This is a genomic window from Bacillus kalamii (genome assembly GCF_047238185.1).
Lineage (GTDB): Bacteria > Bacillota > Bacilli > Bacillales > DSM-1321 > Bacillus_AD.
In genome coordinates this window covers 1,515,773-1,532,727 of sequence record NZ_JBDFMI010000001.1, presented here as the reverse complement: position 1 = coordinate 1,532,727, position 16,955 = coordinate 1,515,773, and the positions used below count along the sequence as shown (strand labels likewise).

Below are 16,955 nucleotides of genomic sequence, written 5' to 3'. Positions count from 1 at the left end.
ACCTAGCCCTCTATTGGTCAAGAATTGACCCTTTGCTCATTATAGAAACCTTAGAGATAAATATGCTCATTTCATTATGCAAAGATAATAATGAAAATAAAAATATTCAACCAAAAAGGGATAAAACGTTTTCAATGATATATTACCATTTCTTGCATTGGAGTTCAAAATATTGACACAAGAAAATTCAATTTTTACATAAATTTATTATATTACACATCAAAAGATAAATAAAACGCTTTCAAAAAGGGATTCATTCGGAAAGAAACCCTTTTTGAAAGCAAATTCACTTGAATTGTACGGCTTCTGTATGTTCATCGATGACTCTGAATGTAAAGCCCTGTTCTTTTAACCCTTCTATTATCGTAGGCAATGCTTTAACCGTGTTATCCATTGCGTTAATATCATGCAGAAGAATAATCGCTTGGTCTTTTCCCCTTGCTCCGTTCAATACTTGTGAGGTAATCGTATAAATTGAAATGTTTGGCGATATTCCGTCCTTCGAGTCGATATTCCAATCAAAATATGTGTAACCCTTTTCCTTGGATTCTTTAATAATGTCCCTCATTATACCCGGACCCCCATATATTTTACTTGAGGAATTGCGTGAACCGCCCGGAAAGCGGAGAATTTTTGTTTTAATCGAAAAGTTTTTCCAAAGAAAAGACTCTAAATGGGAGATATTCTGAAAGAATTGATCAGTAGACGTATAAATCTTTGTATAATCATGAGTATATGTATGGAGAGCTATGGCATGTCCCCTCTTGATCATTTCCTCATACCCCAGTATCCCTTCTTCAGACGGATTCGCCATTACAAAGAAAGTTGCCTTTATTTTGTATTTATCCAATATATCCAGAATAGGAATCGTATTCAAAGATGGACCGTCATCAAAGGTTAAATAGGCGACTTTTCCGTTGCCCGCCCCATCTCTTGGCAAGAATCCGTTATCATCCATCATTTCATTGGATTCATTTGTTTCAGCATATGTTTTTCCACAATGGCCGGCAGCCTCTCCATAAAGGACAAGTGCCGATAGGAGCAAAAAACATAAGGTGGTTTTCATTATTTTGGGCATGTTCGTGTTCTCCTTTCCGTACCACTTATTGTGAACGGAAGCTGTATTCTTATTCGGTATTGCCCATAAAAAAAAGGAACGTCCAGTACGTTCCTCTTTTCTTTATCTCAACCTATTCCTTACCCACTTGAAAGCCTCCATCGCCAGTACAGCTGCCAATGCCAAAGATGCTGCGATTGCCCACTCATTCCAGCCAAATTGTTCAGGAATGGAGAAGTATGGACGCACTCCCGGAAGAATAGTAATGGCATATAGGCAAAAACAAACCGCCACCGATCCCAATACATATTTATTACTGGCAATCCCAGCTTGAAAGATGGTTTGTGAATTGGATCTTGCTGCAAAAGTCTGCAGCGTTCTGGCAAGTATTAATGTTGTAAACGCCATTGCCACCGACATGCCTTCTGAATCCTGCAACCCTATCCATTGTGAACAAAGGACTGCCGCTGCGATTAATACTCCCCTGACAATCACTGTTTGCATCAATCCGCCCGCGAAAATCCCTTCATCCACATTTCTGGGAGCGCGTTCCATGATATTAGGTTCTCCTTTTTCCATTCCAAGTGCAATGGCAGGCAGCGAATCATTTACCAGGTTAATAAATAAGAGCTGCAATGCAGTAAATGGATTGACCCAATTGAATGCAAGAGCGAATAGAATAGCAATGATTGCACCTAAATTGCCGGCAAACAAATAGGATATCGATTTTTTAATATTATCAAATACCGTTCGGCCTACTTCTACCGCAGACACAATGGAAACAAAATTATCATCAGTCAGAATCATAGCTGATGCATCCTTTGCTACATCTGTTCCACTTCCCATAGCAATCCCGATATCCGCTTGCTTCAATGCAGGTGCATCATTGACCCCATCTCCAGTCATTGCCGCAATATGGTTCTTTTTTTGCCAAGCTTCAACAATTCGGATTTTATTTTGCGGTGAAACACGCGCATAAACGGATATTCGCTCTAACATGCCGCTAAGCTCTATGTCGGAGAGCGCATCAAGTTCTTGGCCGGACAGGGCCATATCACCGTCGGCCATCATTCCGATTTGTTTGCCAATTGCTTCTGCGGTCGTCTTATGGTCACCCGTAATCATAACCGTCCGTATACCGGCAGCTTTTGCCCTTTGTATACTGCCCGGGACTTCTTCACGGGGCGGATCGATCATTGCCGTAAGACCGACTAACGTCAAGCCATATTCATCTTCTAAAGAGAGGGTTTCCTGTTCCTCGTTCATTTCTTTATACGCAAATGCCAAAACACGCAATGCTTTTTTTGAAAAGGCTTCATTCTGTTCATGCAGCCTTCTCAAATGCCCATGGTCCATCGGTGATACTTCCCCGTTGGCTATAATATGCGTACACCGGCTGAAAACCACATCCGGCCCTCCTTTGACCATCATCAACGTGCGGCCATTTATTGTATGAAGTGTGCTCATTAGCTTCCGGTCCGAATCGAATGGTATTTCAGACAACCTAGGAAATGTTTCTCTTAGCTGCTCAGGCTTGATTCCTTGTTTCTCGGCAAAAGAAAGAAGTGCTACTTCAGTGGGATCCCCTAGCTCCTTTCCATCCTTTATGTACGCATCGTTGCATAGCGAGCAAATCGTAGACAGCATCGGGTCCTCATTTCCCTCCTCAGGAAGGAAATGATCAACGACTGTCATTCTGTTTTGGGTTAGAGTGCCTGTCTTGTCTGTACAAATGACACTGGCTGAGCCTAACGTTTCGACCGCAGGGAGCTTTCGGATGATAGCATGTTTTTTGGCCATTTTATTCATTCCAGTCGCCAGAACAATGGTGACAATAGAAGAAAGAGCCTCCGGAATCGCGGCAACAGCCACCGCAACAGAGAACATCAGTGCATTGAACAACGCCAGTTTCATGTCCTCCTGATGTCCTGAAAATACGACTTGCAAGGCTTTTATAATGAAAATGCACACACAAAGAGCAAGAATGGCTACACCCAGCTTCTTACTGAATGTTTCAAGCTTTTTCTGTAAAGGCGTTTGCTTCTCTTGTGCCTTGTCAAGCAAGGAAGCGATTTTTCCGATCTCTGTCTTCTGCCCAATTTCAGTTACAACCATCGTAGCCCTGCCATAGGAAACAAGCGAACCGCTGAACACCATGTTTTTGCGGTCGCCTAAAGGGATTTCTTCAGCGATCGCCTCAGTCGTTTTTTCAACCGATTCAGATTCACCCGTCAGCATTCCTTCGGTTACCTTTAAACTCCCTGTTTCCAGTAAACGGCCATCTGCAGGTACATAATCGCCTGCTTCCAGAAGAACGATGTCACCCTGGACAAGCTCACGGGCAGGAATAGACCACTTCTTCCCATCTCTCATTACCTTTGCCAAAGGAGCCGACAACTGCTTCAGTGCATCCAGTGAACTCGCCGCCTTCTTCGTTTCCACCACGGAAATCACCGCATTGATGATTAGGACGACAGCTATAATGGAAGCCTCGACCGCTTGCCCCAATGTGAATTGGATAGCTGCTGCTATAAGGAGGACAATGACCATCGGATCTTTCACATTTTCAAGCACTAGTTTCCATATTGGCTTTTCCCACTTCGTTTCCAACTCGTTGTAGCCCTGTGCTTGCCGTCTCCGCTGTACATCTTCATCAGACAGCCCCCATTCCGACGAGCCGGTTTCATCTAGAACATCTTGCTTATGTTTCTGATAATACTCCAAATCGCATCCCTCTTTCCGGATTATTGTAATTATTATTCTAAAATACTAAATTATCTTATTCAAAGGAATATACAGGTAACTCTTTCTGCAATGGACAATTAGTATCCGCAGAAGCCAGATCAGCCAGTAACCGACCGCTACTTATTTAACTTGCCTCTAATCCAAATGTTTGAAAAAAAATAAGCAGGCTATAAAACAAATGGATAACACTTCATAAATCAATCGTTGTTAATGATATGAATCATACTTATCAATCAGAATGGAAAGTGAGGAAGATAAAATGAAAGAATCATTATTTGATGTAGTCGTCATCGGAAGCGGCAATGGAGGCAGCACTGTTGCATTCAATTGCAGTTCGGCAGGTAAAAAAGTAGCACTTGTTGAAGAGCGTGATTGGGGAGGAACATGCGTTTTACGGGGATGCGATCCGAAAAAAGTGTTAGCAGGTGCAATGGAAGTGAAGAACTGGGCGAAAAGAATGGAAGGAAAAGGGATACAAGGTTCGATAGAAGTCGATTGGCAGGATCTAATGTCTTTTAAAGAAGGCTTTGTCGAAAATGTCCCTGAAAGCCGGCTGAAAAGCTACCAAAAAGCAGGCATTGAAACCTTTCACGGTTCAGCCAAATTTGTTTCCGCCCATGATATTTTGATTAACAACCAGGTAATCACCGGAAAACAAATTGTGATTGCTACTGGCGCAAAACCTTCTTTATTGGACATAAAAGGCAAAGAATACTTCAAAAACAGCGATGACTTTCTTTCGATGAATTCATTGCCTGACAGCATCGCTTTTGTGGGCGGAGGATATATTGCCTTTGAATTTGCGGCAATCGCGAATGCAGCCGGTACAAAGGTCCATTTAATCCATCATAACAGCAGCCCTCTGAAAGGTTTCGATAAAGATCATGTACATATTCTTGTTGAGCAGCTAAAGGAACAAGGCGTTATTTTTCATTTTGATACGAATATCACCAGTATCGAAAAAGAAAATACTTCTTTTCTGCTTAAAGGCGAGAATGGATTTAACCTGAATGTCGGTATGGTTTTCGGAACAACCGGCAGAATAGCCAACATTGGCAACCTGTCCCTCGAAAAGGCAGACATTGAAGCCAATAAGAAAGGCATTCCTGTGAATGAATACTTACAAGCCGAAAAAGCAGAACATATTTATGCATGCGGAGATACGGCTGACAGTGAAGGGCTGCCATTAACACCTGTTGTCAGCTACGAGGCCCAAATTGTCAGTGAAAATATACTAAACGGAAATACGACAAAAACAAACTATCCAGCAATGGCGAGCGCTGTTTTTTCCAGTCCAAAACTAGCCCTTATCGGTATACGTACAGATGAAGCAGAACAGGAGCCCGACTTATATAACATCCAAGAAATCGATATGACAGGTTGGTATTCCTACCGGCGTACAAATGAACCTGTAGCTAAAGCAAAAATCATTACGGATAAAAAAACCAATGAACTCGTTGGAGCAGCTATGATCAGTGAACAAGCCGATCTTATGATCAATTATTTGGCTATCATGATAAAAGCAGGAATGAAAGGCGACGACTTGCAGAATATTCTTTTTGCATACCCTTCCCCTGCCAATGATTTATCATCTTTATTGTAAGGCGCATTCATCTATAAAGGCGGGCACTTATCGAATAACGGGTCTCCTCTGTGAAGGAACGTAGCCTCTTATCTTGCAGGTTAACAGGAACAAAGCAGTCTAATGAGCATATGACACCACCAAAAAGAGCCTTGGATAAAAGGATGTAAGCAAAAAAACGAACTATTGTGAAATTCTTAGTAGAGTTTCACAATAGTTCGTTTTTTTATTAATGGTCTTATTCATGTAAGATGTTTCGTCATTAAATCGAAGCAATTCTGTTAAGTCCCAGCCTTTTTAAGTTATTCATCAGAATATCTTTTACTATTTTTGCGTTTTCTTTATCTATTTGCATAGGGCGTTCTTTTCTTTGTCCATTATCGAAGCTAATTCAATTTTGAACCAAATTAGGTAATCACATAATCTCTCTGGCTCATTTTTATCATAATGTGCAGAGATAATAAAGTTCTTTAATTCTTCTTCACCTAAAGCCACCATTTGTTTAAGTACATATCTTCACGAATTAAGGATTAATCTTAATACTTCTACCTAATTAAAGAAAAAAGATTTACACAACTAAAGAGTAAATCCCTGTAAGAACATTAACGTATAGCTATTTACTTAAATAAGCATTTTCTTTAAAACCTATACCAACTTCAGGTAATCCACACATTTTAATTGCATTACTAATTTGCTCTTTTATTCCTTCTTCTATTTCCCCGTACTGTCTGGGGGAAATAGAAGACTGCCAAGCAAATCTGTAATTGAAAATAGAATCTTTTTTACTTATTTCTAAAGGATTAAGGGCCATACCACCCTTGGTAACTAGAGCATTAGTTTGAGCACATAAATTAAGAAAAAGCACTTCAATAATTTTGATTTCCCGTTCACATAAATTATGATTGTTCATTGTTATATTTACATCAACCATTGCAATATTAATATGAATCTCCACCTTTGTTTTAATTAAAAATTGTATCTCAAAATCAATAGGTGACATCTCTCTAACACTTACTCCGCCACCTTTTATACAGTCTTATCTTAAATATATATTCCCTGACTACCAAACTCAAAAAATCCTCCGCTAACATCTTCTCAAATTCTTTAGTATCTATGCGCACTTCGGGGCTTCTTTTAAAGTTGAGTAACTCAAAATCCTTTAACTACCTTTAAAACTAAAAGATTATTCCACAATCCTGCTACGCTTATTTAATAAATTCATTAAATTAAAAGTACGTTAATTGAATAAGAAATAACTCACAAATACTTTATTAACTTTATGTCTGCGTAATTATCAACACCGTACTCTTTGTCTCCAAAAATCCCTTGTATTGTATTAATGCCAAGTTTGGTCCAAAACCTAAGAGCTGGCCAATTTTTTATTGCAACATTAGCCCGCACTTCATTATATTTAGTCCGTTTTAATACATTTAACAATTCATTAACAACTTCTTGTCCAAGTCCTTGTTTATGATACTCTTTGACAATATACAGGTAGTTTATATAAAATGTCTCAGGCATTGGATATCCGTGATACGTAGTAATTAATCCAATAATGAGTCCTGTTTCTTTCGTTCGTATAACTTGGATTTTAAATTGGTCCTTGTTTCCATTAGGCGGTAAGTCACCAACGGTAAAACAACGATAAACATACTCTTTATCTAAGTTACCACCATCCCATTGATGAATAAAACTTCCTTGGTCATATAATTTTTGAACAGTTTGAATTTCTTCTTCAGTGAGGTCTTTAATTGTGAGCTTCTTTGTCTCCCACACGTTTGGTAACCTATCTTTCAACACTACTTAATCAACTCCAGTATTCTTTTAACTCTTTAACCTAAGTTACTCAACAAACCTGCACCGTTAGTAGAACAACATCATCTCTAAATTTCTTAAAACACTCTTCTTAAGATAGTTATACTGCTTTTTATTAGTATCCTTATATGCTTCAGTTCTATTTGATGATATCCATATACAGAATATCCTCTTTAAATTGGGAAGCTGTAAAGTCGCAACGTGTTCTATTAAGTACATTAAAAAAGTGCCATCCATCAGACATTTTGGTTTTCAGTATATATCCACCTAATATATCATTTACTTCTAATGCAGTTACACCACATTGACCCTTTGAAGGATTGTCTATACTCCATTTTGAACGTCTATAACCAGTAATGCTTTTTTCATTATTCTCATTTCTTAAATAGATTCTGCCTTTGTTTTCGATTTCCTTCTTCCACTAACCTGCCACGTTTGTTTAAGTGCATTTTTTCAAAAATCTAGTTGATATTTGCATAATTTATCGGTTCAATTATTACAGGAATGCTGCCCCGTTAGTACAAAAGTGACTGTATTTCACAATGGCTACTGCTAATTGAAGAGTTTTTAATATATTTGCTGGGTTTTTCTTAATAATTTATCCGCAAGACCTATATTTACTTTTAAGTAATTTGGAGAATCTGTTCGTGATAAAATCTCTGAAGTTGTCAACCAAATAACATCATCAACTTCATCAATACTTTTAGCATAAGGATTTCCTGATTTATGCTTACATAGAAACACTATGTCTATCACATTCACTCCAGAAGCAGTAACAAATGATGAACTATTCACATAACCACAAACCGTTACCTCAATTCCAACTTCTTCAAGAATTTCCCTTCCCAAAGTTCTTTCCAAAATATCTTTTGAATCACCCTCTATTTCACACTTTCCACCAACAAGAGAAAGCGAGCCCCCTGCGTGTTCTTCTTTTACACTACGACGTATTAATAGCCATTTTTCATTACGATAAATTGCACCCTCTACATTAACTATAAACATAAAGATAACCCCCAATACGAATGTTACTTAAACTGTATTAATTATTCGATTATAGCAACTATTTTCCCTTCTTCTACCGCTAGTCGAGTAGAAGGGAGACTTTCTACCTTACGGTAAATTGTACTCCTCCCCCCTCACAGAACCGTGCTTGCGCTATTAACGCACACGGCTCCTCCTAGTCATCATTTACAGAATATAGCTAATCTCTTTTCTTAATTCATAAATATTCACTTTAATTCTTGGAGAAGGAAGTGGAAACCTCTGAAGGAAAAGCCTAAATTTATCCCATGTAAAGGATTTTCTTTGGCTCCTTCTATTTAGCCATTTAAATAGTAAGCTTTCGATTTTCTCTTTGAATCCATTAACAGTTTGAGTATTGTCTGTTATGCAGTAATAGTTGTAGTATCCTATTAGAGAACGTTTAAATCTATCCATGATTATATGAATATCTTTATTTCTATTAGCCTTCAGCCATTCTTTAGACTCTTTGAGTTTGCCTTGGACTTTCTTCCTGCTCGATTTCCGTTTTACGCGGAATTTCCCTTGTTTACTTCTTCCACAATAGTGGGTAAACCCAAGGAAATCAAAGGTTGCTGGTTTCCCATTCCCTGATCGTTTTGCATTATTATCCGCAAACCGCCCGAAAGGAATAATCCTAGTTTTATCCTCTGCTATCTCCAAGTTAAATTTCTTCAATCTCTTTATTAAAGACTGATAGAACTGTTGTGCTTCCCTTTTATGTTGAAAACAACAAACAAAATCATCTGCATATCTTACTATATATGCCTGTCCTTCACATTGTTTCCTAACCACTTTCTCAAACCATAAGTCGAGAACATAATGGAGATACACATTGGCTAATATCGGAGATATTACTCCACCTTGCGGTGTACCATTTTGTGTTTTGTATTTCTTACCTTCCTCCATGTATCCACCTTTGAGAAACCTACTGATTATTCTCAGAAGGTTGGGGTCAGTAATTCTATGTTTCAAGAACTCCATCATCCATTTGTGGTCAACATTGTCAAAGAAACCTTTGATATCTACATCTACTACATAGCTTACTAATCTCTTTTCAATATAAAAGTTGAGTATTTTCAACGCATCATGACAGTTTCTGTTTGGTCGAAACCCAAATGAACAATCTAAAAAGTCATTCTCATAGATTGCATTTAGCACTTTGGCAATGCCTTTCTGTACAATCTTATCCTCATGTTCTGGTATTCCCAAAGGTCTTTTCTTACTCGAATTGAGCTTTGGTATATACTTTCGTCTCACTGGAACTGGACGATAACTTTTGTCTTTAAGTCTACTTACTAAATTCTTTATGTTACCTTCCAACTCTTCATTGTATTGTTCTTTAGTCGTGCCGTTCACGCCAGTTGCCTTCTTATTAGGTAACTCATGATGACATTGAATAAGTGACTGCTCATTTAATAGATGTACAAGAGATGTGAATTTCATTTTAGGTTCAGATTTTGCTAATTCTGCTATCCTTAGTAGTTTTGTTTCCATTTATTATCCCTACCTCTGTGTGTAGTAAATGTGTCCCTAGTAAGGGTGATAACTGGTAGCTAGCCTTCCCTCCATTAGCATTACCCAACTTCATTGGTACTACGCTGCTATCCGACTCCCTACACGGCATTTGGTTTCCTTGCTTGTTATCACTTGTAGACCATACTCTTCTGAAAAAAGAAAAGACCCGTAGGGTCTCCCGAGTTGCCGAATCATATCAATGTATAGCGTGCCAAGGTCTCTGACTCCAGAGAGGTTTTATCCTTCTTGCCTTTAACAAAGGATAAAATGTTGCTTTCTGCACGCAGATAAGGCATCAGCCCTCTCGGTTTACTAACGCTTATGGAGCTCAATCCCTTCAACCATTTGGCTTTCGGCCCGCTACCTAACTGTCTACGCTTAAAGGCTAATGTTACCATTAGCCCTCCAAGACTCGCTACGAGCGAATGGCTAGTTCTTACTCGACGGGAATCCCACCCGCTATATGATACGACCTAGGCTCGGCCGCACACCTGCCCCGTTAGTGCCATAACAAAAAAAGAAGCTGAACGTATCAGCTCCTTTAATGAAGTAATGCACCTGTTTGTTTAAGTATAATTTTTCACAAACTTAACATCCTTTTTGAGTTATTATGGAAACCTTTAACTTACTAACTCTGTATATAAATGTTAAAATATTACATAAAAGGAGATGATTATGTCGAGAAAAGTTTTAGGAATAATGCTAGCAATTATAGGTGCAATTACAATAATGATTAATATTTCTTTTTTTAAAGAATCAGAATGGTATGATATAGTCCGATGGATTTCATATGCTTTATTTTTAATAGGGATATTTTTAATTCCTGAATACTCTAAAAAAAAGAGTGGAAATAAAGAATAAAGACCTTATAAAGGGTAGCAGCAAACTGTTTCCCTTTATAAGATTATTCGTTTTACCACTATTTCGCATAACCTATACTATGCAACTTATTGAGCTATCCTGCCCGATAGTCCAATAAGAACTTAATAAAAAAGCGTCAATGCTTATTGGATCAACGCACCTGTTTGTTTAATAAAACACTTCACAATCAGCTATCAAATGCAATAAGGGTAATATCTTCATTTAGGTAAACATCAGCGAACTAATACGATACTTTATTATAAATGTTTGATTTATAAACGGTTAAGCAGTAAATTTTATTTGCCACCTATCCAATAAAGAACCCCGCCAATTATAAAAATAAGTGGAAACGCAATAATTAATACTCCTATCGTAGCAAATCCACTTCCCTCGTGTACCCCGTATAAAATACCTATTAACCAGGAAAATACAGGTGCGATTATCAACATTGTCGTTATTCCCCAAACCCTATATTTAGCATCTCTAGATTTATTAAAACTTTTCCAAATTCCAATCAATATCGCTACTACCAAAATAATTACTGCATATAATTCATACACCCTAATTCACCCCTTCATTAGGTTATTTTATTCTGCTCCCAACCTAATAATCCCCTTTTAGCCAACTTGCCATATTATCGTCCTCTCTAGCGCTTTATTAATATAGAATAATGCCTTATTGTACCAGTCTTCCTCGATAGTACGATAAAGATTTACTTTTAAGTAATGACCTCTTGTTCAAGTAATTAGGGCAGTTGTTATAATTATTCAATATTAAAATTATAAAATCCTTTTTCCGCTGACCTGCCCCGTTTCTTCAATAAGAATTTCAATATAAAAGGGCATTAATCCTTCTTAAATCAACGCCCCTGTTTGTTTAAGTGTTCCCATCCTTAGTCAATGTATAGATGTTTATAATTTGTACATTATATAAAAAACGATTGGAAGGAACACCTATGAAAAAAATCTCATTTTTCTTTTTAATTATGTTGCTAGTTTTCCCCTTTAATGTAAAAGCAACCACAGAGGTTATTGATACAAAAAATCCTCCAACCAACCTAGAACTTTCTTTTTTAAGATTCCTTGGTCCAACAATTCTTACCGTAATGGCTGAACACGGAGATAGGCAACTTTTCACTGATGAAAGAATATTAAAAATCGCACGTAACATTGAACAGGATTATTACGATGTTTCTCTTAAAGTAATTGGATACAAAGGAGCAATGAATCCAGCCTATAAAATGATTACTATGACTATCCGTACTCCAAGTGGGGATCACACAAATAAACCATATAAAGTAATCCATTATCAAAGTAAATTAATCACTCCTTGAAGCCGAAGAAAAATTCATAAATAATCATTTTCAAGCTTGTGTTTTCTAAAATTGTTCTTCAGTTAAACTGCGACTTTAGCAGCATAAGAAAAAGCCGTCAAGATAACAGCTTTGATTTTTTGCTAAGGCAACCTATTTGTTTAAGTACAATATTATATCTTGACGTTAATCAGTTTTTTCAGATAAGGATATTAAAGGGGTTTACTTTTTGAAGTATAAAATAAGGAAATAGATATTTATTTATAAATTAAAATAAATGATATGGCACAGACAATTAAACTTGGAAGTGATATTAAAAGAAAATTTGTAGACCACTTCGATCTTCTATTTAAACTTTCATTGGATTCAGTAGCAACATCAACTCTTCGTGAATCCGCTGGAACAAATATTCCCACCATTAGTGCAGCTAAACATAAAAAGAGCATACCAGTAATACCAGTAGAAATTGGGATTAGTTTTATTTTGTTAAAAATTAAACTAATTAACATATCTATGACTAAAATAATCAAACCCATAAAGAGAACTTTCTTCATCAAATATCCTCCTTCACTCCAGGAATGAAAAATAAACAATATTTACTATTATTTATATATTTTGTAAGCGGTTTGTATATTCCTTCTTCCCCAAACCTGCCCCTTTAGCTGTATAACAAAAGGAACTGCAAATACAGTTCCTTTATCAATAAAAGTTCTAGAGAGTCCTTATTTTTGCTCAAACTTCCTGTTAAATTGCTTCTTTGTCCAACTCCCACTACTTTTCCCAATCAATTCCTTGGTAGTAGCATCATAAATTGCACTTCGGAAATAAATGCCCTTACCGTCGTTCTTTAGAGAAAAGAAAAAGTAAACTTTTTGTTCTGGAGCAAGTTCTTTAGTCTTTTCAATAACACTAGTTTTATGAATATTTCTCCAAACAGAAGGGTACTTCATCCATTCCTTATCCTCAAATATTTTGGGGAGGGCTTCAACTATTATTAATTTTTTAACTTTTAATTCTGCATCGGCAAATTCTTCGTAATCCTTTTCATTAACAGAGTTCTTGTAAAAAGTATAGGCGCTTTCAAACGATGGTTTTATGGGTGCATTATTAGTGCTATTCGCTAAAACTGTACGAGTTATTGTAAGTGAAAACATCAAGACAATCACACAAAATATTTTTTTCTTCAAAGGAAAACCTCCAGTATTTGTTGATTTCCCTAATAATATTCCCAATCACCTTGTTAATATTAATGCTTGTTTATAAAGCTATCCTGCACCGTTTGTTCCATAAGGCTTCAATAAAAAAATGCGTTAATCCTTCTTGGATCATCACACCAGTTTGTTTAAGTATAATTTTTCACGAATATCTTTGTTAAATGAATAAGAAAGAGTAAAGCCGATTAAACTTTAACTCATTTATATATGTTATTTCTATTTGTTTTTTTACAAATAACCTCCGACAAAAAGTAGGCTATTGTTGCTATTAATAAAGCTGATAGCAACGGAATTATTGAATTCTGCCCAACAAACGATGCTTCTTGACTTGAATTAGCGTTCATTAAAGAAAAATTAGGAGTATAAAGTGCTGTTAAAATCCAACCAGTAAAAATTTCATATGCCAGATACGCCAAGACAAAACTAATTAAAAACACACCATATTTTTTCAAATTTTTCCACCTCTTTAATTCTTATACGAAACATTACTAATAAAGTTTCACTTTAACTACTCTTTAAAGCAAACCTGCACCCTTTCTACAATAAGGAAGGAATTCAACAAAAAAGGGTGTTAATCCTTCTTGGATCAACCCCGTTTGTTTAAGTGTAATTCTTCACAAATATAATGTTCGATTTAAACAATTTTTTCAACCTTTCCGGGTTGTATTATTAAAATTTAATGCATATCTCGTAGTTCTGGTGGCAACTTGTATTTTTTTCCACTTTGTACAGTATCTAAACTGGTTGTGCTTTCACTTAATTTCTCAAATTCTATATTCTGCACTTTGTACTTGTTAAACAAATTAACTACTTTCTCGCTTACATATATGCTCATATTATAATTTCCTTCTTCATCAGCTTCTTCAACAAAGAAATCACTACCATCCCAATAATCATTTACAAAAAATACACCTTTAAGGTTCGGGACGTTGGCTAACCCTAAATAAATTAGCTTACTTCTATAATAATCGCGGCTATTACAGCGCCCAGTAACACTTAAAACATAATAATTTTCATATCTCTCCATATTTTCACAAAAACTATAACGTCATATAATCTGTATCCTGTAATTCCGTTTTCTCTTAGTAATTCCACAATGTTCTTTTCAATAAGTACATCAAACATTCCAGAATATATAATGCTAGAAGGTTTAGTATTACCCATATAATACTGAAAAGGTATTTGATTGTCAGGTTTGAATTCTCCTTTTAATATAGGAATTGAGTTATCGATATTATTTTTCTCGATACTTTCTACCCTGAAAGCTGGTTCAAAAAAGTCTACTGGGTCTTCAAATGAATATAATTGTTCATAATTCACCTTCATAATAATTTCGCTATTCCTCCATTAATAAACATTTGATTCAATAATACTATTTTTATAAAAAGCTACCAACAGCAATTTAGTAAAAAGTTAGTAATTCTATTATTATAAGTTATAAACTTCAACATTCTTATTGAACTAAACTGCCTCGATAGTGCTATACAAAAGAAGCTGAATAGATCAGCTTCTTAATAAAGTAATGCCCCAGTTAGTGAAACAAGAATGCTTATGAAACAATCACGCACTTTATGGAAAGCGATTCCATTTTTATATACTCAAACATATTTTTCTGATATGTACAACCGCATAAAAAGGTAACCATCCTCCATATCGTCTGTCATTTCAAAGCCTAAGTTGCTCCAAAATTTTTGTGCAGAGATATTTTCTAGATTAACTGGTAAGGAAATCCTACGTGCATTGAATTCTTTACACAAATATTCAACACAAAGCTTTGCGGCTGCTGTTCCATAGCCTCTTTTTTGAAAACGGCTATCTATCATAAAATTTATGATTTGGGGGTTATTATCACCAATATACATTGAAACATAGCCCACCATTACATTATCGGTATAAATTGCAAAGGGGCGTGAATCATCATAAAACACCCACGCTTCAGCTAAAGACCACGCTACAGGGTCTACAAAGTCCACATTGCTATCAGTTGTACGCAAGCTTAAACATTCTTCATAATTGTCCCCATTAATTTTTCTTAACTCCACCATATAAATATCACCTTCCAAATCTAATATAGGATGTTTAATGTAAATAATTCAATTTTTGTGTTCTTCAGCTCTAGCAACTGCTAGTGTAAAAACAATTTGCATATCAATTAATAAAATAGTCTTTATAATATATAAAAGTAAACACAATAGATGCTAGTGTATATAAAACTGCTGTGTAAAATGCAATATTAGGATTAAACTTATGTTTTTCGTTTTTCATCTTCCAGTTGGTTGTTTGTGATTGCATCGTCACATCTGTATACGTTGATGTGACACCTCCTTTTGAAGTGAAAAACCAAATAATTACATTCATAATTAATCCCACACCGAAGGAAAAATCAATAAAGTTAGTATTTGTGCTCTTACTAACGATAAAGTAAGTCCCCACTAAAACCAATAAAGTTATCACTCCACTAATAATTCGTTTCATCCATTCTATGCCCCCTTACTAGTTTGAACAACTACATATATCCTTTTTATGGTTAGATATACTTGGTACTCTTTTATACGTTTGTTCATTAACAGAAGTTTCGGAAAATAGATTCACTACTTAAACTAAACTGCCACGTTCGTTGCATAAGAAAAGCGATTCTCCACAATGAAGAATCGCACCTAATCGTTCAACAAGGATTTCCTTTTTTAATCTACAAATCTTGAGATAATCGAATCATATCCCTACACTGTATACCGTTTTCGAAAATGTCTTCTGGATAGTGCCTAATAAAAAAATCTATATCAACACCAGTAATTCTAAAACCACACTTTTGGTAAAAGGCTAATTGTCCAATGCTTGAATTTCCAGTACCAACTTCTATGGTTCTGAATCCTTTTGACTTACCTACTTCAATTGCATTCATTACTAGTTGTTTCCCAAAACCTTTACCGTGCTGCGTTTCTAATACTGCAATATTCACTAACTCCACTGTTTCAGGTCTTGTCGGCAGTAGTACATAAACCCCAATAATTTGACCATCACTTTCGGCTACAAAGCATTCTCCTCTTCGAATATACTCCTCAACAATTATTCTAGAAGGGTCAGCTAATAACAACAAATCTATTGGGGGCTCTTCATCTATACTTAGTTTGCGAATAACCATATTACTCTCCCCTACATAACTATATTTTCTTTCATTTTATCATTTCTTGTTCAACTAAACTGCCCCGTTTGTCCCATAAGACTTCAATAGAAAAGCGTTAATCCTTCTTGGATCAACGCACCTGTTTGTTTAAGAGTATCATTTCATAAACTTAGTTTTCTTACAGTTCTACAATTGTGTACTCATAACCAATTGTAGTTATAAATTTATACATATCCTCTGTAGAAATAAAAATCGTTTTGGTGTTGTCATTTGCGTGAAAACTCATAAATCTTTCTGAGAGCATCTCTTTATCTAAATAGACTTTTATGTCGTGTTCATCATTATTTAGCAATCCAAAAATGGAAACAACACCAGGAGGTAAAGCCATTTTTTTCATCAATCTTTCTGGTGAACCAAAGCTTATACGTTTTTCATTAAGGATTTCTGCGAGATGTTCCATATCAAGTCGTTTCGCATCATCCATAATTACTAAATAGTATGTAGTCTTTTTTTTATTTGTAAGAAAAAGTGTTTTAGTACGTACACCTTCTTTCCCAACAATATAGCTGTCTGCTTCTTCTGTTGTCAAAGCAGGAGGATGTTCAACAACTTCATATGGAATATTCATTTTATTTAAGGCATCATATACTTTCTGATATTGTTTCATAAAGAAAAGACCTCCAATTTCTTTTTGTGAAATTCTA

General features: G+C 35.9%; 20 protein-coding genes and 1 pseudogene. 3 read left to right on the top strand and 18 right to left on the bottom strand.

The annotated features are described in order from the left end of the window. Positions 1-286: 286 nt before the first annotated feature. Positions 287-1,078, bottom strand: a complete 792-nt coding sequence (locus tag ABC357_RS07740; protein ID WP_412886946.1) for a polysaccharide deacetylase family protein — start codon at positions 1,076-1,078, stop codon at positions 287-289. A gap of 102 nt (positions 1,079-1,180) precedes the next feature. Then, positions 1,181-3,781 (bottom strand): cation-translocating P-type ATPase, encoded by a 2,601-nt coding sequence (locus tag ABC357_RS07735; protein ID WP_412886945.1) that lies wholly within the window; start codon positions 3,779-3,781, stop codon positions 1,181-1,183. 280 nt (positions 3,782-4,061) lie between these two features. Between ABC357_RS07735 and ABC357_RS07730 the strand changes: the two genes are divergently transcribed. Continuing rightward, positions 4,062-5,405 carry a dihydrolipoyl dehydrogenase family protein gene (locus ABC357_RS07730; protein ID WP_412886944.1) on the top strand — a complete coding sequence of 448 codons (1,344 nt, stop codon included), beginning with the start codon at positions 4,062-4,064 and terminating at the stop codon, positions 5,403-5,405. A 592-nt stretch (positions 5,406-5,997) separates the two neighbouring features. On the opposite strand, the gene ABC357_RS07725 is transcribed toward ABC357_RS07730, so the two are convergent. The 6 genes and pseudogenes from ABC357_RS07725 to ABC357_RS07700 form a co-directional block, all read right to left on the bottom strand. After that, complete coding sequence (locus tag ABC357_RS07725; protein WP_412886943.1) at positions 5,998-6,384, bottom strand: hypothetical protein; 387 nt, start codon at positions 6,382-6,384, stop codon at positions 5,998-6,000. 257 nt (positions 6,385-6,641) lie between these two features. Then, positions 6,642-7,184, bottom strand: coding sequence for a GNAT family N-acetyltransferase (locus tag ABC357_RS07720; RefSeq protein ID WP_412886942.1), 543 nt, complete (start codon positions 7,182-7,184; stop codon positions 6,642-6,644). Between the two features lie 63 nt (positions 7,185-7,247). Further along, a pseudogene (locus tag ABC357_RS07715) lies at positions 7,248-7,590 on the bottom strand (YunG family protein). Between the two features lie 176 nt (positions 7,591-7,766). Continuing rightward, complete coding sequence (locus ABC357_RS07710) at positions 7,767-8,204, bottom strand: NUDIX hydrolase (protein WP_412886941.1); 438 nt, start codon at positions 8,202-8,204, stop codon at positions 7,767-7,769. 186 nt (positions 8,205-8,390) lie between these two features. Beyond that, positions 8,391-9,719 carry a group II intron reverse transcriptase/maturase gene (ltrA, locus tag ABC357_RS07705; RefSeq protein WP_412886940.1) on the bottom strand — a complete coding sequence of 443 codons (1,329 nt, stop codon included), beginning with the start codon at positions 9,717-9,719 and terminating at the stop codon, positions 8,391-8,393. A gap of 212 nt (positions 9,720-9,931) precedes the next feature. Continuing rightward, positions 9,932-10,138, bottom strand: a complete 207-nt coding sequence (locus tag ABC357_RS07700) for a hypothetical protein (RefSeq protein WP_412886823.1) — start codon at positions 10,136-10,138, stop codon at positions 9,932-9,934. A gap of 277 nt (positions 10,139-10,415) precedes the next feature. Here ABC357_RS07700 and ABC357_RS07695 point away from each other — a divergent pair, with 277 nt between their 5' ends. Then, a complete protein-coding gene (locus ABC357_RS07695; protein ID WP_412886939.1) occupies positions 10,416-10,601 on the top strand; it encodes a hypothetical protein in 186 nt (61 codons plus the stop codon). Between the two features lie 296 nt (positions 10,602-10,897). Here the strand turns inward: ABC357_RS07695 and ABC357_RS07690 are convergent, their stop codons facing one another. After that, positions 10,898-11,161 carry a hypothetical protein gene (locus tag ABC357_RS07690; protein WP_412886938.1) on the bottom strand — a complete coding sequence of 88 codons (264 nt, stop codon included), beginning with the start codon at positions 11,159-11,161 and terminating at the stop codon, positions 10,898-10,900. 395 nt (positions 11,162-11,556) lie between these two features. On the opposite strand from ABC357_RS07690, the gene ABC357_RS07685 reads away from it, so the two are divergent. Then, positions 11,557-11,934: a DUF3888 domain-containing protein gene (locus ABC357_RS07685; protein WP_412886937.1), complete on the top strand. Its 378-nt coding sequence runs from the start codon at positions 11,557-11,559 to the stop codon at positions 11,932-11,934. A gap of 236 nt (positions 11,935-12,170) precedes the next feature. On the opposite strand, the gene ABC357_RS07680 is transcribed toward ABC357_RS07685, so the two are convergent. The 9 genes from ABC357_RS07680 to ABC357_RS07640 all read right to left on the bottom strand — a co-directional run bounded on the left by ABC357_RS07680 (position 12,171) and on the right by ABC357_RS07640 (position 16,918). Continuing rightward, complete coding sequence (locus ABC357_RS07680) at positions 12,171-12,467, bottom strand: DUF5316 family protein (RefSeq protein WP_412886936.1); 297 nt, start codon at positions 12,465-12,467, stop codon at positions 12,171-12,173. 168 nt (positions 12,468-12,635) lie between these two features. Beyond that, positions 12,636-13,100: a hypothetical protein gene (locus ABC357_RS07675; protein WP_412886935.1), complete on the bottom strand. Its 465-nt coding sequence runs from the start codon at positions 13,098-13,100 to the stop codon at positions 12,636-12,638. Positions 13,101-13,324: 224 nt separating this feature from the next. Next, positions 13,325-13,579, bottom strand: coding sequence for a hypothetical protein (locus ABC357_RS07670; protein ID WP_412886934.1), 255 nt, complete (start codon positions 13,577-13,579; stop codon positions 13,325-13,327). Between the two features lie 224 nt (positions 13,580-13,803). Continuing rightward, complete coding sequence (locus ABC357_RS07665) at positions 13,804-14,154, bottom strand: hypothetical protein (protein WP_412886933.1); 351 nt, start codon at positions 14,152-14,154, stop codon at positions 13,804-13,806. Continuing rightward, complete coding sequence (locus ABC357_RS07660) at positions 14,124-14,453, bottom strand: hypothetical protein (protein WP_412886932.1); 330 nt, start codon at positions 14,451-14,453, stop codon at positions 14,124-14,126. Before ABC357_RS07660 ends, ABC357_RS07665 begins: the two co-directional genes overlap by 31 nt. 272 nt (positions 14,454-14,725) lie before the next feature. Continuing rightward, entirely contained in the window at positions 14,726-15,172 is a 447-nt protein-coding gene (locus tag ABC357_RS07655) for a GNAT family N-acetyltransferase (RefSeq protein ID WP_412886931.1), read from the bottom strand. Positions 15,173-15,275: 103 nt separating this feature from the next. Then, positions 15,276-15,602 carry a hypothetical protein gene (locus ABC357_RS07650; RefSeq protein WP_412886930.1) on the bottom strand — a complete coding sequence of 109 codons (327 nt, stop codon included), beginning with the start codon at positions 15,600-15,602 and terminating at the stop codon, positions 15,276-15,278. A 214-nt stretch (positions 15,603-15,816) separates the two neighbouring features. Then, positions 15,817-16,269: a GNAT family N-acetyltransferase gene (locus ABC357_RS07645; RefSeq protein ID WP_412886929.1), complete on the bottom strand. Its 453-nt coding sequence runs from the start codon at positions 16,267-16,269 to the stop codon at positions 15,817-15,819. A 160-nt stretch (positions 16,270-16,429) separates the two neighbouring features. After that, on the bottom strand, positions 16,430-16,918 hold the full coding sequence (locus ABC357_RS07640) for a prolyl-tRNA synthetase associated domain-containing protein (RefSeq protein WP_412886928.1): 489 nt from the start codon (positions 16,916-16,918) through the stop codon (positions 16,430-16,432). Positions 16,919-16,955: the final 37 nt, after the last annotated feature.

Excerpts from the sequence above, each read along its gene's own strand:
- ABC357_RS07685 (WP_412886937.1), top strand. The coding sequence starts at position 11,557 with ATGAAAAAAATCTCATTTTTCTTTTTAATTATGTTGCTAGTTTTCCCC.
- ltrA (WP_412886940.1), bottom strand. The coding sequence starts at position 9,719 with ATGGAAACAAAACTACTAAGGATAGCAGAATTAGCAAAATCTGAACCT.
- ABC357_RS07725 (WP_412886943.1), bottom strand. The coding sequence starts at position 6,384 with ATGTCACCTATTGATTTTGAGATACAATTTTTAATTAAAACAAAGGTG.
- ABC357_RS07680 (WP_412886936.1), bottom strand. The coding sequence starts at position 12,467 with ATGAAGAAAGTTCTCTTTATGGGTTTGATTATTTTAGTCATAGATATG.
- ABC357_RS07660 (WP_412886932.1), bottom strand. The coding sequence starts at position 14,453 with ATGAAGGTGAATTATGAACAATTATATTCATTTGAAGACCCAGTAGAC.
- ABC357_RS07740 (WP_412886946.1), bottom strand. The coding sequence starts at position 1,078 with ATGCCCAAAATAATGAAAACCACCTTATGTTTTTTGCTCCTATCGGCA.
- ABC357_RS07655 (WP_412886931.1), bottom strand. The coding sequence starts at position 15,172 with ATGGTGGAGTTAAGAAAAATTAATGGGGACAATTATGAAGAATGTTTA.
- ABC357_RS07645 (WP_412886929.1), bottom strand. The coding sequence starts at position 16,269 with ATGGTTATTCGCAAACTAAGTATAGATGAAGAGCCCCCAATAGATTTG.
- ABC357_RS07665 (WP_412886933.1), bottom strand. The coding sequence starts at position 14,154 with ATGGAGAGATATGAAAATTATTATGTTTTAAGTGTTACTGGGCGCTGT.
- ABC357_RS07710 (WP_412886941.1), bottom strand. The coding sequence starts at position 8,204 with ATGTTTATAGTTAATGTAGAGGGTGCAATTTATCGTAATGAAAAATGG.
- ABC357_RS07695 (WP_412886939.1), top strand. The coding sequence starts at position 10,416 with ATGTCGAGAAAAGTTTTAGGAATAATGCTAGCAATTATAGGTGCAATT.
- ABC357_RS07700 (WP_412886823.1), bottom strand. The coding sequence starts at position 10,138 with ATGGTAACATTAGCCTTTAAGCGTAGACAGTTAGGTAGCGGGCCGAAA.
- ABC357_RS07730 (WP_412886944.1), top strand. The coding sequence starts at position 4,062 with ATGAAAGAATCATTATTTGATGTAGTCGTCATCGGAAGCGGCAATGGA.
- ABC357_RS07650 (WP_412886930.1), bottom strand. The coding sequence starts at position 15,602 with ATGAAACGAATTATTAGTGGAGTGATAACTTTATTGGTTTTAGTGGGG.
- ABC357_RS07640 (WP_412886928.1), bottom strand. The coding sequence starts at position 16,918 with ATGAAACAATATCAGAAAGTATATGATGCCTTAAATAAAATGAATATT.